10 protein-coding genes and 2 pseudogenes are annotated in these 17,195 nt (G+C 54.2%); 7 read left to right on the forward strand and 5 right to left on the reverse strand.

Translation table 11 applies throughout. The features are described 5' to 3' along the window. Positions 1-470: 470 nt before the first annotated feature. From gltB to FDW95_RS02720, 6 genes and pseudogenes are all read left to right on the forward strand, one after another. Complete coding sequence (gene gltB / locus FDW95_RS02700) at positions 471-4,931, forward strand: glutamate synthase large subunit (protein WP_137363404.1); 4,461 nt, start codon at positions 471-473, stop codon at positions 4,929-4,931. A gap of 12 nt (positions 4,932-4,943) precedes the next feature. Then, the gene (locus FDW95_RS02705) at positions 4,944-6,362 is read left to right on the forward strand and encodes a glutamate synthase small subunit (RefSeq protein ID WP_096755493.1); all 1,419 of its coding nucleotides are present in this window, start codon (positions 4,944-4,946) and stop codon (positions 6,360-6,362) included. A gap of 211 nt (positions 6,363-6,573) precedes the next feature. Continuing rightward, positions 6,574-7,641 (forward strand): annotated as a pseudogene (locus FDW95_RS02710) (PDDEXK nuclease domain-containing protein). A 21-nt stretch (positions 7,642-7,662) separates the two neighbouring features. Further along, positions 7,663-7,761 (forward strand): annotated as a pseudogene (locus tag FDW95_RS24140) (glutamate synthase); the annotation flags it as partial. 197 nt (positions 7,762-7,958) lie between these two features. After that, complete coding sequence (gene codB / locus FDW95_RS02715) at positions 7,959-9,209, forward strand: cytosine permease (RefSeq protein WP_115257370.1); 1,251 nt, start codon at positions 7,959-7,961, stop codon at positions 9,207-9,209. After that, positions 9,199-10,479, forward strand: coding sequence for a cytosine deaminase (locus FDW95_RS02720; protein WP_115257369.1), 1,281 nt, complete (start codon positions 9,199-9,201; stop codon positions 10,477-10,479). Before codB ends, FDW95_RS02720 begins: the two co-directional genes overlap by 11 nt. Before the next feature lie 64 nt (positions 10,480-10,543). On the opposite strand, the gene nanQ is transcribed toward FDW95_RS02720, so the two are convergent. From nanQ to nanR, 5 genes are all read right to left on the reverse strand, one after another. Next, on the reverse strand, positions 10,544-11,011 hold the full coding sequence (gene nanQ / locus FDW95_RS02725; protein ID WP_096755490.1) for an N-acetylneuraminate anomerase: 468 nt from the start codon (positions 11,009-11,011) through the stop codon (positions 10,544-10,546). Further along, positions 11,008-11,883 carry an N-acetylmannosamine kinase gene (locus FDW95_RS02730; RefSeq protein ID WP_115257368.1) on the reverse strand — a complete coding sequence of 292 codons (876 nt, stop codon included), beginning with the start codon at positions 11,881-11,883 and terminating at the stop codon, positions 11,008-11,010. Before FDW95_RS02730 ends, nanQ begins: the two co-directional genes overlap by 4 nt. Positions 11,884-11,971: 88 nt before the next feature. Further along, the gene (gene nanT / locus FDW95_RS02735; RefSeq protein WP_115257367.1) at positions 11,972-13,462 is read right to left on the reverse strand and encodes a sialic acid transporter NanT; all 1,491 of its coding nucleotides are present in this window, start codon (positions 13,460-13,462) and stop codon (positions 11,972-11,974) included. Between the two features lie 110 nt (positions 13,463-13,572). Further along, positions 13,573-14,466: an N-acetylneuraminate lyase gene (nanA, locus tag FDW95_RS02740; protein WP_115257366.1), complete on the reverse strand. Its 894-nt coding sequence runs from the start codon at positions 14,464-14,466 to the stop codon at positions 13,573-13,575. 134 nt (positions 14,467-14,600) lie between these two features. Next, on the reverse strand, positions 14,601-15,392 hold the full coding sequence (gene nanR / locus FDW95_RS02745; RefSeq protein ID WP_115257365.1) for a transcriptional regulator NanR: 792 nt from the start codon (positions 15,390-15,392) through the stop codon (positions 14,601-14,603). A gap of 359 nt (positions 15,393-15,751) precedes the next feature. Between nanR and dcuC the strand changes: the two genes are divergently transcribed. Continuing rightward, entirely contained in the window at positions 15,752-17,119 is a 1,368-nt protein-coding gene (dcuC, locus tag FDW95_RS02750) for an anaerobic C4-dicarboxylate transporter DcuC (RefSeq protein ID WP_115257364.1), read from the forward strand. The last annotated feature ends 76 nt before the right edge of the window (positions 17,120-17,195 follow it).

The following is a 17,195-nucleotide window of genomic DNA, read 5'->3' on the forward strand; positions in this document are numbered from 1 at the left end:
CGCGTAAACTCTATAAACCAGCATAAAATGCCAAACATCGCGATAAACAAAGGGAGGACAAGCGATAACGGACCTTTCTGACAGTGAGACAGATCACACTTCCCTCGCCATCCGCTGTGCGTTAAATCAATGTAAAAATGCTATTAATTTCAATATATTCATATCGTTAATCGACCTATAGCACATTTTTGCATAAATAAGATTGCCATTTGACCTGTGTGTGGATTCCCGATAACGTGGAAATCCGCTGGAAGCTTTCTGGATGAGCAGCCTGCTCATCATATTTATGCAGTAATTGAGATTCCCTCTGAAGCAAGTCCTCAAACTTGTTTGACCTATGCGAAAAGGATTAAAGAGGGCGAATGCGAGGTGAGCGTATAACGCGCAACCCCCGTCGCCATGCTCTTGGTGTGCCTGTGCGCAAACGGTATCGGAGAGGCGTCCCGCAGAGCCTGGGGAGGTTCACTGATATGTTGTACGATAAATCCCTTGAGAAGGATAACTGTGGTTTCGGCCTGATCGCCCACATAGAAGGCGAACCTAGCCACAAGGTAGTGCGTACCGCCATACACGCACTGGCCCGTATGCAGCACCGTGGAGCCATCCTCGCGGACGGTAAAACCGGCGACGGCTGTGGCCTGTTATTACAAAAACCCGATCGCTTTTTCCGCATTGTTGCGCAAGAGCGCGGCTGGCGTTTAGCCAAAAACTACGCGGTCGGCATGATCTTTTTAAATAAAGACGCTGAACTGGCGGCGGCGTCTCGTCGCATCGTTGAAGAAGAGTTACAGCAGGAAACCCTGTCGATTGTGGGCTGGCGCGACGTGCCGACCAACGACGGTGTTCTCGGTGAAATTGCCCTCTCCTCTCTGCCCCGTATTGAGCAAATTTTTGTTAACGCCCCTGCGGGCTGGCGTCCACGCGATATGGAGCGCCGTCTGTTCATCGCGCGTCGCCGCATCGAAAAACGTTTACAGGACGATAAAGACTTCTACGTCTGTAGCTTGTCCAATCTGGTCAATATCTATAAAGGTCTGTGTATGCCGGCGGATCTGCCGCGCTTTTACCTGGACCTCGCGGACCTGCGTCTGGAATCGGCCATCTGCCTGTTCCACCAGCGCTTTTCCACCAACACCGTACCGCGCTGGCCGCTGGCCCAACCGTTCCGCTACCTGGCGCACAACGGAGAAATCAATACCATTACCGGTAACCGCCAGTGGGCGCGCGCCCGTACTTATAAGTTCCAGACCCCGCTGATCCCGGATCTCCACGATGCCGCGCCGTTCGTCAACGAAACCGGCTCCGACTCCAGCTCAATGGATAACATGCTCGAACTGTTGCTGGCAGGCGGGATGGACATCATCCGCGCGATGCGCCTGCTGGTGCCACCAGCCTGGCAGAACAACCCGGATATGGACCCGGAGCTGCGCGCATTCTTTGACTTTAACTCCATGCACATGGAGCCGTGGGACGGCCCGGCAGGCATTGTCATGTCTGACGGTCGCTTTGCCGCCTGTAACCTTGACCGTAACGGCCTGCGCCCGGCGCGCTACGTCATCACCAAAGACAAGCTCATCACCTGCGCCTCCGAAGTGGGTATCTGGGATTATCAGCCCGATGAAGTCGTCGAGAAAGGCCGCGTCGGTCCCGGCGAACTGATGGTGATCGACACCCGCTCGGGTCGCATTCTGCACTCGGCGGAAACCGATGATGACCTGAAAAGTCGCCATCCGTACAAAGAGTGGATGGAAAAGAACGTCCGCCGTCTGGTACCGTTTGAAGACCTGGCTGACGATCAAGTCGGCAGCCGTGAGCTGGACGACGACACCCTTGCCAGCTACCAAAAACAGTTTAACTACAGCGCCGAAGAACTGGATTCCGTGATTCGCGTGTTAGGTGAAAACGGCCAGGAAGCGGTCGGTTCAATGGGCGATGACACCCCGTTTGCCGTGCTTTCCAGCCAGCCGCGCATCATTTATGACTACTTCCGTCAGCAGTTCGCGCAGGTGACCAACCCGCCTATCGATCCGCTGCGGGAGGCGCACGTGATGTCGCTAGCCACCAGCATTGGTCGTGAGATGAACGTCTTCTGTGAAGCCGAAGGCCAGGCGCATCGCCTGAGCTTTAAATCGCCGATCTTGCTGTACTCTGATTTCACCCAGCTCACCACCATGAAAGAGGAACATTATCGCGCTGACCGGCTCGATATCACCTTCGACATGAGTGAAACCACGCTGGAAGAGACCGTCAAGGCGCTGTGCGATAAAGCCGAACAGATGGTGCGTAACGGCACGGTATTGCTGGTGCTCTCTGACCGTAACATCGCCAAAAATCGCCTGCCGGTCCCGGCACCGATGGCGGTTGGTGCGGTGCAAACGCGTCTGGTGGAACAAAACCTGCGCTGCGACGCTAACATCATCGTCGAAACCGCCAGTACCCGCGATCCACATCACTTCGCGGTACTCCTCGGCTTTGGTGCCACAGCTATCTACCCGTATCTGGCCTATGAAACGCTGGGGCGTCTGATTGACACTCACGCTATTGCCAAAGATTACCGGACCGTGATGCTGAACTACCGTAACGGCATCAACAAAGGTCTGTACAAAATCATGTCCAAAATGGGCATTTCGACCATTGCCTCCTACCGCTGTTCGAAGCTGTTTGAAGCCGTTGGCCTGCATGACGACGTGGTGGCATTGTGCTTCCAGGGCGTGGTCAGTCGCATCAGTGGCGCAGGCTTTGCCGACTTCCAGCAGGATCTGCTGAACCTCTCCAAACATGCCTGGTTGGCGCGCAAACCGATTAGCCAGGGCGGCCTGCTGAAGTACGTTCACGGTGGCGAATACCACGCCTACAACCCGGACGTAGTACGCACCCTGCAACAGGCAGTACAAAGCGGCGAATACAGCGACTACCAGCAATACGCGAAGTTGGTTAACGAGCGTCCGGCAGCAACGCTGCGCGATCTGCTGGCTATCACACCTGGCAATGAAGCAGTAAGTATTGACGACGTCGAACCCGCAACCGAGTTGTTTAAACGTTTTGATACCGCAGCCATGTCCATCGGCGCGTTAAGCCCGGAAGCGCACGAAGCGCTGGCCGAAGCGATGAACAGCATCGGCGGTAATTCCAACTCCGGCGAAGGCGGTGAGGACCCCGCACGCTATGGCACCAACAAGGTGTCGCGCATCAAGCAGGTGGCTTCCGGTCGCTTCGGTGTAACCCCGGCGTATCTGGTCAACGCTGACGTCATTCAGATTAAGGTCGCACAGGGCGCGAAGCCCGGCGAAGGTGGTCAGTTACCGGGAGATAAAGTTACTCCGTACATCGCCAAACTGCGTTATTCGGTGCCGGGCGTGACGCTGATTTCCCCGCCGCCACACCACGATATCTACTCTATCGAGGACCTGGCGCAGCTGATTTTCGACTTAAAACAGGTTAACCCGAAGGCGATGATCTCTGTGAAGCTGGTTTCCGAACCGGGCGTCGGCACCATCGCCACCGGCGTGGCAAAAGCCTACGCGGATCTGATAACCATTGCCGGTTACGACGGCGGCACCGGTGCCAGCCCGCTCTCTTCGGTGAAATACGCAGGTTGTCCGTGGGAACTGGGGCTGGTAGAAACTCAGCAGGCACTGGTGGCTAACGGTCTGCGCCATAAGATCCGTTTACAAGTTGATGGCGGTCTGAAAACCGGCGTCGACATCATCAAAGCAGCCATTCTCGGCGCGGAAAGCTTCGGCTTTGGTACCGGCCCGATGGTCGCGCTGGGCTGTAAATACCTGCGTATTTGCCACCTGAACAACTGTGCAACCGGTGTAGCAACCCAGGACGAAAAACTGCGTAAGAACCACTACCACGGTCTGCCGTTCAAAGTGACCAACTACTTTGAGTTTGTCGCCCGTGAAACCCGCGAGCTGATGGCATCGCTTGGCGTAACACGCCTGGTGGATCTGATTGGCCGTACCGACCTGCTCAAAGAGCTGGACGGGTATACTGCCAAGCAGCAGAAACTGGAGCTGTCTCACCTGCTGGAAACCGCACAACCTCACCCAGGCAAAGCGGTGTACTGTACTGAGAACAACCCACCGTTCGACAACGGCGTGCTCAACGCGCAGTTGCTGCAACAGGCCAAACCATTTGTTGATGAGCGCCAGAGTAAAACTTTCTGGTTCGACATCCGCAACACCGACCGTTCTGTCGGCGCATCACTGTCGGGCTATATCGCTCAGACGCACGGCGATCAGGGGTTGGCTTCCGACCCGATCAAGGCGCATTTCAGCGGTACCGCAGGCCAGAGCTTTGGCGTGTGGAACGCGGGCGGCGTGGAGCTGTATCTGACCGGCGATGCCAACGACTATGTCGGTAAAGGCATGGCGGGCGGCCTGCTGGCGGTACGTCCTCCGGTCGGTTCTGCCTTCCGCAGCCATGAAGCGAGCATCATCGGCAACACCTGCCTGTACGGCGCAACCGGCGGTCGTCTGTTTGCCGCAGGTCGCGCGGGTGAACGCTTTGGGGTACGTAACTCAGGTGCCATCACCGTGGTCGAAGGCATCGGTGACAACGGCTGTGAATACATGACCGGCGGCATCGTCTGTATTCTCGGTAAAACGGGCGTCAACTTCGGCGCAGGCATGACGGGCGGGTTCGCCTACGTGCTGGACGAAGACGGCGAATTCCGCAAACGCGTGAATCCGGAACTGGTCGAAGTCCTGAGCGTGGACTCGCTGGCTATCCACGAAGAGCATTTGCGTGGACTGATCACCGAGCATGTACAGCATACCGGTTCGTCACGCGGAGAAGAGATCCTGGCCAACTGGCCGGCATTCTCGGCGAAATTCGCGCTGGTTAAACCGAAGTCCAGTGATGTGAAAGCACTGTTGGGTCACCGTAGTCGTAGCGCAGCTGAGCTGCGCGTGCAGGCGCAGTAAGGGGTAGCAGCAATGAGCCAGAACGTATACCAATTTATCGACCTGCAGCGCGTTGATCCGCCGAAGAAACCGCTGAAGATCCGCAAGATCGAGTTTATCGAAATCTACGAGCCATTTTCCGAAGGCCAGGCTAAGGCGCAGGCAGACCGCTGCCTGTCCTGCGGCAACCCGTACTGCGAGTGGAAATGCCCGGTGCACAACTACATCCCGAACTGGCTGAAGCTGGCTAATGAAGGACGTATTTTTGAAGCAGCCGAGCTGTCACACCAGACCAACACGCTGCCGGAAGTCTGCGGTCGTGTGTGTCCGCAGGACCGTTTGTGTGAGGGTTCTTGCACGCTGAACGATGAGTTCGGCGCGGTAACCATCGGCAACATTGAGCGCTATATCAACGATAAAGCGTTTGAAATGGGCTGGCGCCCGGATATGACCGGCGTACGCCAGACCGATAAACGCGTCGCCATTATCGGTGCCGGTCCGGCAGGGCTGGCCTGTGCCGACGTACTCACCCGTAACGGCGTAAAGGCGGTGGTGTTTGACCGTCATCCGGAGATTGGCGGCCTGCTGACCTTCGGTATTCCAGCCTTCAAGCTGGAAAAAGAGGTGATGACCCGTCGTCGTGAAATCTTCACCGGTATGGGCATTGAGTTCAAACTCAATGTAGAAGTGGGTCGTGACGTGCAGCTCGACGATCTACTGAAAGATTATGACGCTGTGTTTCTCGGCGTCGGAACCTATCAGTCGATGCGCGGTGGGCTGGAAAACGAAGATGCCGATGGCGTATTCGATGCCCTGCCGTTCCTGATTGCCAATACCAAGCAGTTGATGGGCTTTGGCGAAAGCAGCGACGAGCCGTACATCAGTATGGAAGGCAAACGCGTGGTGGTGCTGGGCGGCGGTGATACTGCGATGGACTGCGTACGTACTTCCGTTCGTCAGAACGCCTCACACGTGATTTGCGCCTATCGTCGCGACGAAGAAAACATGCCTGGCTCGAAACGCGAAGTAAAAAACGCGCGTGAAGAAGGTGTAGAATTCCAGTTCAACGTGCAGCCGCTGGGCGTGGAAATTAACGCCAACGGCAAAGTGTGCGGTGTGAAAATGGCGCATACTGAAATGGGTGCACCGGACGCACAAGGCCGCCGCCGTGCGGAGATCGTGCCCGGTTCTGAACACGTGGTACCCGCCGATGCCGTGGTGATGGCATTCGGTTTCCGTCCGCACAGCATGGAATGGCTGGCAAAGCACAGCGTCGAGCTGGATTCGCAGGGCCGCATTATCGCCCCGGAACGCAGCGACAACGCGTTCCAGACCAGCAACCCGAAAATCTTCGCCGGTGGCGACATCGTGCGCGGTTCGGATCTGGTGGTGACGGCAATTGCCGAAGGCCGTAAAGCCGCTGACGGGATCCTGAATTACCTGGAAGTATAAAAAGCCTCTCTGCTGGCCCCCTGCCAAAATTCACATTGCTGGATGGGGGCCTGTTTTCTTCTGCCTCACACATTCACGTCATTCCTGGAAAGCGACTCGCAAATGCTGATGCAGGTCCATGTAATGCAATCGTCATGGATTGACGGCATTAGACCTCGAGCGTATTGATAACGATATATTTTCATTTCGCAACTATCACGCCAGGGAAGACATGAATACACTCACCTCGACACACCATGCTGAGGATTATCAGCAAATCCATGACGGAATAATCCATTTATTGGATAACGCCAGGACAGAAACGGTCCGCAGCATCAACGCAATTATGACGGCAACCTATTGGGAGATTGGCCATTGAATTGTCGAATTTGAACAAGGCGGTGAAGCGCGAGCGGCTTACGGTACTCAACTGATTGAACGTTTGTCCGTCGATTTAAACCAGCGGTACAAACGTGGGTTTTCCACGGGAAACTTGCGACAAATACGAGCGTTTTATCTTTATTTTCAAAATATTGAAATTCAGCAGACAGTGTCTGGTGAATCTTCCCGTCTGGCACAACTCGCCAAAATTTTCCCGCTTCCCTGGTCAGCCTATGTCCGCCTGCTATCGGTTAAAAATCCTGATGCCCGCATCTTTTACGAGAAAGAGACGCTACGTAACGGCTGGTCAGTACGGCAACTCGACAGGCAAATCACCACCCAATTTTACGAAAGAACATTATTGTCCCACGACAAAACCGCCATGTTACAGCAGGTCGCCCCCACCGTCGCTGACGTTACGCCAGAACAAGCAATACGTGACCCGTTCATTCTTGAATTCCTAGATTTAAAGGACGAATATTCTGAATCTGACCTTGAAGAAGCGCTGATAAACCACCTGATGGATTTTATGCTGGAACTCGGTGATGATTTTTCCTTTGTGGGTCGCCAGCGTCGCTTACGCATTGACGATAGTTGGTTTCGCATCGATCTGCTGTTCTTCCACCGACGCTTACGCTGCCTGCTCATCGTTGACCTCAAGGTAGGAAAATTCAGCTACGCCGATGCAGGGCAAATGAATATGTACCTGAATTACGCCCAAGAGCACTGGACAATGCCTGGAGAGAATCCGCCCGTAGGCTTAATCCTGTGCGCGGAAAAAGGTGCTGGCGAAGCTCACTATGCCCTAACCGGTTTACCTCATAAAGTGCTTACCAGCGAATACAAAATGCAGTTGCCTGACGAGAAATTACTGGCGGATGAACTTGCCCGTTCACAAACTCGATTAGCGTCTCAATGAGAGCATTCACGGAGCGACTGAGCCAATGGCGACAGCGTGCGCGGTTCGGATCTGGCGGTGGCGGCAATTGCCGAAGGCCGTAAAGCCGCTGACGGGATCCTGAGTTACCTGGAAGTATAAACACATCTTTTCTGGCATCTCGTCCGCACATATGGATGAGATGCCGGATATCCGTCTTCTCTTCTAAAAATACGTAGTTGCTACATAGCATAAATTCGCGACCAACCAGCTTAAAAATCCAGTACGTAAACGTTTGCATTCTTCTGAAAAGTGTATATTATGCGGCGGATTTTTTGGGCAAAATTCATGGAGGTGTTGTGTCGCAAGATAACAATTATAGCCAGGGCCCCGTCCCTCTGGCCGCGCGGAAAGGTGTAGTTCCACTGACATTTGTAATGTTGGGATTAACGTTTTTTTCCGCCAGTATGTGGACCGGGGGCACACTCGGTACCGGTCTTTCCTATAATGATTTCTTCCTGGCAGTTCTCTTCGGTAATCTTCTCCTCGGTATTTACACTGCCTTTCTGGGTTTCATCGGCGCAAAAACCGGACTCTCTACCCATCTCCTGGCGCGTTACTCATTTGGCGTAAAAGGTTCATGGCTTCCCTCAATGCTGTTAGGCGGCACGCAGGTGGGCTGGTTTGGTGTTGGCGTGGCGATGTTTGCTATCCCAGTCAGCAAAGCGACGGGAATCGACGTTAATATCCTGATTGCTGTGTCTGGCCTGTTGATGACCATGACCATCTTTTTTGGCATTTCGGCGCTGACGGTTTTATCAATTATCGCCGTACCCGCTATCGTTATTCTTGGTAGTTACTCCGTCTGGCTGGCAGTATCCGACGTGGGCGGCTTAGATCATTTAAAAACGATTGTGCCACAGACGCCGCTGGATTTTTCAACCGCGCTGGCGCTGGTCGTAGGATCGTTTGTCAGCGCAGGTACCTTGACGGCCGACTTCGTTCGCTTTGGCCGTAATGCCAAAGCTGCGGTGCTGATTGCCATGGTGGCTTTTTTCCTCGGCAACTCCCTGATGTTTATCTTCGGTGCTGCTGGCGCTGCCGCTGTAGGACAGGCGGACATCTCCGACGTGATGATTGCCCAGGGGCTCCTGCTACCAGCGATTGTCGTTCTCGGCCTGAATATCTGGACAACCAACGACAACGCGCTGTATGCGTCGGGTCTGGGCTTTGCCAATATTACCGGTTTTTCCAGCCGTACATTGTCGGTGGTTAACGGTATTATTGGCACGCTGTGCGCGCTGTGGCTGTACAATAACTTTGTCGGCTGGCTGACATTTCTGTCGGCCGCGATCCCTCCGATTGGCGGGGTGATTATTGCCGACTATCTGTTAAACCACCGCCGATACGCCGATTTCAACAACGCACAATTTACGCCGGTGAATTGGATAGCCATTCTGTCCGTTGCACTGGGCATCGCTGCCGGCCACTATATTCCCGGTATTGTGCCCGTCAACGCCGTACTCGGCGGTGTAGTCAGCTATATCCTGCTGAATCCACTTTTTAATCGCAGTCTTGCTCAGTCCACGGAGGTCAGCCATGCAGACTAATACCCTCACCATTCGTCAGGCACGTTTACAGGGACGCGACGGGTTATGGCAACTTACAATTGAAAACGGGCGTTTTAGCCGTATTGAATCCCAGGAAGCCGCATCTTTACCGCAAGGTGAGGTACTGGACGCTGAAGGTGGACTCGCCATCCCGCCATTCGTCGAGCCGCATATCCATCTGGACACCACGCAAACGGCAGGCGAGCCAAGCTGGAATCAGTCGGGTACGCTGTTTGAAGGTATTGAGCGCTGGGCTGAACGTAAAGCGATGCTGACTCACGAAGACGTGAAGACGCGTGCCATGCAAACCCTGAAATGGCAGATGGCCAACGGCATCCAGTATGTTCGTACGCACGTTGACGTTTCCGATCCCACGCTAACGGCACTGAAAGCGATGCTGGAAGTGAAGCAAGAGGTCGCACCGTGGGTGGAGCTGCAAATTGTGGCATTCCCACAAGAGGGGATTCTATCTTACCCCAACGGTGAGGCGCTGTTAGAAGAAGCGGTGCGCCTGGGCGCCGACGTGATTGGTGCGATTCCCCACTTTGAATTTACGCGTGAATATGGCGTGGAGTCGCTGCATAAAATTTTCGCCCTGGCCCAGAAGTACGACCGCCTTATCGATGTGCACTGTGACGAAATTGATGATGAACAATCACGCTTTGTTGAAACCGTTGCAGCACTGGCGCATCGCGACGGAATGGGCGGGCGCGTCACTGCCAGCCATACCACAGCGATGCATTCCTACAACGGCGCGTATGCTTCCCGTCTTTTCCGTCTGCTGAAAATGTCAGGTATTAACTTTGTTGCGAATCCTCTGGTGAACATTCACCTGCAGGGACGTTTTGACACCTATCCCAAGCGTCGCGGTGTCACCCGCGTCAAAGAGATGCTGGAGGCAGAGATCAACGTCTGCTTTGGCCATGATGATGTCTTTGATCCGTGGTATCCGCTGGGCACCGCGAATATGCTGCAGGTGCTGCATATGGGATTACACGTGTGCCAACTGATGGGATACGGGCAGATTAATGATGGGCTGAACCTGATAACCACTCACAGCGCAAAAACCCTGCACTTGCAAGACTACGGCCTGAGCGTTGGAAATTCCGCTAACCTGGTAATTTTACCGGCAGAAAATGGGTTTGACGCGGTTCGTCGCCAAACACCTGCCCGTTATTCCATTCGCCACGGGCGGGTCATCGCCGAGACCGTACCGAGCCAAACAACACTGCATCTGTCACAGCCGGAAATAGTGACATTTAAGCGGTAGGTTGTCTTTTTGATAATTGCCGCAGACACGCAGCTGCGGCAATTACCATGTTGGCGCATTCCTATCAGGCGTGTAGCAAGCTGGCTCGGACCTTCACCACCACCTTCTTAATTTCTCCAGGTGCACTCACCACGCAGCCCGGTTTATGTGGCTCGCCAGGCATAAACACCGCGAACATCCCCGGTTTCAGGGTGACAACCTGTTCATCGGCAATCTCGCTGCACAGTTGATAATCCTCTTCAACATGCACGTCTTCGCACTGACGTGCGGAACCTGCCAAACCGAAAAAAATACGCTCTTCACCTGCCAGCAGCAATTGGATATCAATATAGCATTCATGCAGCTCCGCCTTTTTTTCTTGTGGCGGTTGCGTGGCGAACTGCATCACGTTCATAAACAGATCGTCGCCTTTCAGTACATAGTGTCCCGGCGCGTTATTCTGCACGTCTGCCGCCAGCGCAAGGGTCAGCGCATCAAGCAGAACAGGGGGTAATCCCGCGGCGGATAGCGACTGTAACTCGCCTAATATCATGATAACTCTCCTTGTGCTAACAATGCTGCGCCCAGCAACCCGGCGTCATGTCGGTAATGTGCGGTGCGCAGTGGGACGTGATACACCGAGGGTTCCTGCGCCAGCAGCGTGCGGACCTGCGTCAGATATCCTTGCGCCAGCCCAACGCTGCCACCCACAACTACGCACTGGCAGTCGGTAGACACTTTGACATCGGCAATCAGTCGCGCCAGCACCTGTGCAGAATGTGCAATCAACCGCGTGGCCTGTTCATGCCCTTGCACCGCACGCGTAAACACCGTTCTGGCATCGCAACCGACAAGGTCGCCCTGTGCGGCAGCGGCAATTCCGCGACCAGATGCAATAGCTTCCACGCAGCCGGTACGACCGCAGCCGCAGACTGGTCCATTAGGATCTGCCAACGTATGCCCTAAATGCCCCGCCAGACCACCAGCCCCGGTGAGTAACTTGCCGTTGCTGACCACGCCGCCGCCCACACCGGTCGACACGGTGATAAATACCATGTCGCTTATCTCGTCAGCCATTACGTGGTATTCCGCCCAGGCCGCCGCCTGCGCATCATTGACCGCCATGGTCGGCAAGCCGGTCAACTCTCTTAAGGTTTGTACCAGCGGAAAGTGCATCAGCCCGCCAAGATTGAGCGGATTAATCGCCAGTAGTGTGCCCTCGCGGATAATACCGGTGGAGGCAATGGCAACGCGCTCTGCTTGCGCCTGCAGTGGCTCAATGAGCGTCTGTAACGCGGCCCGCAGGGCATCCGGCGTTTTGCTGGCAGGTGTCGGCAGTTCACGGCGTTCGCGGATCTGTAAATCGCGGTCTACCCGTGCAGCGGCCAGTTTGGTGCCGCCAATATCAATCGCCAGCGTTGTCATAGCACGACCTTTTTCAGCGTCAGTAGCTCAAGTAACGACATACTTATTCCCTTACCAAAATAGCCCGGTGCAGGACCGGGCAATCGGATTAACTTTTTGATTTCACCAGCGCGCTTTTATCGCTGCCAAACGGCACGGCTCCGCTAAACGGTTTACCATCAATGGCATCATGGGTACGCAGCGCTTCCGGGCGCAGCCAGCGCTGCACGCGGGACGGCATATCAAGGCCAATCAGCAGGATCACCACGAAAGTCAGGCTAAACGACAGCGATCCCAGCGCCGTGCCCAGATCCAGACGCTGTGCAATCAGCGCACCGATGATCGGCGCCAGTGCCCCGCCCAGCGCACCCACGTTGTAGGTAAAGCCCAGACCCGCCGCACGTTGGTCAGTATCGAAATAACCGCCGATCAGTTTGGGTAAGATCCCGGAGATCCCCTGCCCGAGCATTTGCTGGAAAAACAGCAGCAGACCCAGTACCCAGACGTTGGCACCGCCAATCGCAAACACGGGAATAATCAGCAACTGTGAGGCCAGCAGGCTGTAGACATAGGCTTTGCGCGTACCCAGCCAATCACCCAGAAAACCACCGACACAACAGCCTACCGCCGCCCCAAAGCCGCTGAAGAACAGCACCCTGGCGACCGTCGACGGGTCATACATCAATTCAGTTTTCAGGTAGGTCGGCAGCAGCGCCTGAATTGGCCACGAGTAGAGGAAGGCGAACAGCACCACTACCATCAGCATTACGCCCGTCGGCCAGCGTTTACCGCTGCTTTGCACCATAAAGCTAATGAAGATAAACGCGCAGACCAGCCCGAGGGCAGCCACGATAGCCGCGTTTTGCAGGTTACCGGCAAAACAGAACCACAGCGCGGTTGCGGCGGCGAGCGTCATCAGAATATTAATGACCCGATGTTCACCCCGATAGAGGGTATCCACCATCGTGCGCACCGGCGCTTTGCCTTCGTGTTTTTCCTTCCAGTCTTCGGCTTCCGGAATATTTTTACGCAGCCAGAGGGCGAAGATAATCGGTACAATGCCGATGAAAAACAGCGCGCGCCACCCCCACACCGGTACCACCAGACTGTAGACCTGAGCGGCGATCACGGCCCCCACGGAGAAGCCAGAAATCAGGAAACCACTGGCTTTATTGCGCAACTGTTTAGGCCAGCTTTCAATCACATAGGTCGCACTTGAACCGTACTCACCTGCCATCCCCATGCCGATGACCAGGCGGGCGATAAACATGGTGGTGTAGCCCGGTGCAAAACCGCAGGCCAGCGTCCCTAGCGAGAACAGAATAATGCTGGTGACCATCGCCAGGCGACGCCCGTAGCGATCGCCCATCGCCCCCAGCATCAGCCCGCCAAACCAGCGAGAAATAAAGGCGGCCGAGATCAGGCTGGCAGCCTGCACAGTCGTCAACCCGAACTCACCTTGTACTTCCGTCAGCACAAGGGCAATTAAGACAAAATCAAAACCATCCAGCAAATATCCCAGCCAGGCGGCAGAGAACGCACGCCATTGTGCCCGGTTGAGATGGCGGTACCACGGAATGCTCTGGGTAGAAGTACTCATGTGACTCTCCCGACGATTTTCATTGTTGTACTGGTGGGCGACTGTGCCTCATCCGGCCTACGGTCTGCCTGTGTAGGCCGGGCAAGCAAAGAGCCCCCGGCAATCCGCTGTTACGCCTTTTCTGCCAGCAGTTGGTCAGCCAGCGCTTTCAGTTCTGGCAGGTACTTTTCGTCAACAGGGGCAAACGGCTTACGGCACAGTGGAACGGAAACCACGTCCATATAGTGCAGAACCGTTTTCAGTCCACGGAACACGCCGACTTTAATCAGTAAATCGATAACCTTATTGCACTCGGTTTGCAGCTTTTGTGCCGTCTGGGTGTCGCCTTCTTTGAGTGCTTTCACTATTCCCTGATAGCGCCAGCCCATAATGTTGTAGGTACTGCCGATACCACCGTCTGCCCCAGCCAGCAGGCCTGACGCGAAAATTTCGTCATAGCCGTTGTACAGCACCAGATCCGGATGGGCGCGACGGATCTGCTCCATTTGATAGAGATCGCCAGAGGTCTGCTTCAACGCGCCAACACCCGGCAACGTGACCAGCGTGTTGATCTGATCCAGCGTCAGTTTTACGCCGCTCAGCGCCGGGATGTTATAGACCACCATTGGCAAGCCATCAGAGGAATCAATAATTGCACGGTAGTGATCGCAGTGCTCTTCAAAACTGAACGGATAGTAAAACGGCGTGACGGCAGAGACAGCATCAAAGCCGTAGCGATGGGCTGCGCTCGCCAACTGCTGGCTCTCTTCGGTGCTCACCGTGCCCACATGTGCGATAAGCGTGACTTTACCCTTCGCTTCTTCCGCCACGATCTCCAGTACCTGCTCTCTTTCAGCCCGGTTCTGGACAAACGCTTCACCCGTTGAGCCACCGACGTACAGGCCATCAACACCCTGCCCAATGTTGAAACGTACCAGACGACGTAGGCTCTCAATGTCCAGTCGCTGTTGGTTGTCGAATGGGGTTAACAACGCTGGCATTACGCCTCTTAAATCTCTTGCCATAACTACCTCTGTCGATGATTAGTGTTGTCTAACTACGTACCTTTATACCTGTTATACCAGATCAAATAAGCAGCAATACAATACAGAACGCTTATATTGCGATCTGCCTCACTAAACGATCATCAGGATCGCGATCACTTCCTCAATTTTTTATTTTTACCGAAAGCGTGCCAGGTGGCGGAAACGCTGTTGAGATGGTCTTGTAATGCGCGGTCTGCTTCATCAGGATCGTGCTGACGAATGGCGTCGACAATAGCAATATGCTGTTGATAACTTACGCTATTGTGCTCGTATAATTCGCGGTCAGCGACGGTCGGACGTGCGGCGATCAGCCAGTCCAGCAGCGCGACATGGATCGCCATAAAGATAGGATTACCAGGGATCTCCGCCAGCACACGGTGAAAATCCACGTCCGAACGAATGAACAGCGCGTTGTCATCCAGCGACTGGCTGTTAATCTCCAGCGCTTTCGCCAGTCTGTCAATTTGCTCGTCGGTTGCATGCTCTGCGGCGTAACGCACCAGGCTTGACTCAAAGAACAGTCGCAACTGTTCAAAGTGCGCGATGCCGCCGGGATGCGAGAGAAAATCTTTCGCCATCCCCGACAGTTCACCAATGATGGTGTCCGCAGATGGACGCGAAACGCGGGCACGTTCGCCGTTGTTGATTTGCACAAGGCCTTTACGTTTTAACGCCGCCAGGGCTTCTCGTACCGAGGGACGACCGACGTTAAAGAAGGCCATCAGCTCTCGCTCGGACGGCAACTGTTCACCCTCGCCAAACTCCCGACGACGAATCATCTGTTCCAGTTCTTCTTCAACCATTTCAGACAGCTTTTTACGCGCCAGCGGGCGGTTACGTAAACTACGGCCAATGGTGGATGGAGAGTCTTCAGCTTGCGAATCAAATGCGTTCATAGGGTCCATTCAGCTAAGTCATTGGTGAAAAACAACAGCGGGTTCATCGTAACACATGATCGAAAGCGGGGTGAAATGGAGGTCAATCGGGTTAGCCCGCTTATTGATAACATATGAAATACAAATATATTTTCACTCAAAAACAATATGATAAATTTTAATTTCTGAGTATGACATCGAATTTATGAAATCTGCGAATATGATCGTGAAAAATTATCATAACATACTATTTTAAAACGAAAAATAATTTAACCTCGATTTTAAAAACACGATATTCACTCCATAAAAAACGGTAAAAAAAATATAACATCCGCTTTTATAACAGCGCTATTACCGGATTTATCTTCTTTCCTGCATGGAGTGAAAAAATGTTCGGCATCATACTTTCTGTCATCGTTTTATTAACGATGGGTTACCTGATCCTCAAAAACTACAAACCCCAGGTGGTCCTTGCGGCTGCCGGGATCTTCCTAATGATCTGCGGCGTCTGGCTGGGGTACGGTGCGCTGGTTGCACCCGAAAAAAGCAGCGGCTACCTGCTGGTTGATATTTATAACGAAATTCTGCGCATGCTCTCCAGTCGTGCAGCAGGTTTGGGGCTGTCGATTATGGCCGTCGGTGGCTATGCCCGCTATATGGACAGGATGGGAGCCAGTCGGGCGATGGTGAGCTTGCTGAGCCGTCCGCTAAAGCTTATCCGCTCACCGTATATCGTGCTTGCCGCCACCTATGTGATCGGTCAGATCATGGCGCAGTTCATTACCAGCGCCTCCGGGTTAGGGATGTTGCTGATGGTCACCCTCTTCCCGACGCTGGTCAGCCTTGGCGTAAGCCGTTTGTCGGCTGTGGCGGTCATCGCCACGTCAATGTCGATTGAATGGGGTATTCTGGAAACAAACTCGATTTTTGCCGCTCAGGTAGCGGGAATGAAAATCGCCACCTACTTCTTTCACTACCAGTTACCCGTGGCCTCGTGCGTGATTATCGCTGTTGCTATTGCGCACTTTTTTGTACAGCGCCAGTTTGATAAAAAAGCGGCACCAGAAAACATCGGCTTTACCGAACAAAAGGTGCTGGAAGATGTTCCGCCGCTCTATTACGCCATTTTACCGGTGATGCCACTGATCCTGATGCTAGGCTCGCTGTTCCTTGCACATAGTGGACTCATGAAAACAGAGCTGAATCTGGTGGTGGTGATGCTGATGAGCATGACAGTCACCATGCTTGTCGAATTCTTTCGCACCCATAATCTGCGCGAAACCATGGATGATGTGCAGGCGTTTTTTGATGGCATGGGCACCCAGTTTGCCAACGTCGTTACGCTGGTCGTCGCCGGTGAGATCTTTGCCAAAGGCTTAACCACCATCGGCACTGTCGACGCGGTGATTAGGGGGGCGGAACATTCCGGGCTTGGCGGTATCGGCGTGATGATCATCATGGCGGTGGTCATCGCCGCCTGCGCCATTGTCATGGGCTCCGGTAACGCACCGTTTATGTCATTCGCCAGCCTGATCCCGGACATCGCCGCAGGGCTGCATATTCCGGCGGTGGTAATGATTATGCCAATGCACTTTGCCACTACCCTGGCCCGCGCGGTTTCACCCATTACTGCGGTCATTGTAGTAACTTCCGGTATTGCGGGTGTATCGCCTTTTGAGGTGGTTAAACGCACGGCGATCCCAATGGCGGTAGGATTTGTGGTGAATATGATAGCCACGATTGTGCTGTTTTATTGATGGCTGGCACAGAAAGCAAAACAGGCCCGCAAGGGCCTGTTTGATTTTACTTCACTACGCGTAGCGCCGGACGCCC

This window comes from Citrobacter sp. wls718 (assembly GCF_005280945.1).
Taxonomy (GTDB): Bacteria; Pseudomonadota; Gammaproteobacteria; order Enterobacterales; family Enterobacteriaceae; genus Citrobacter; species Citrobacter gillenii.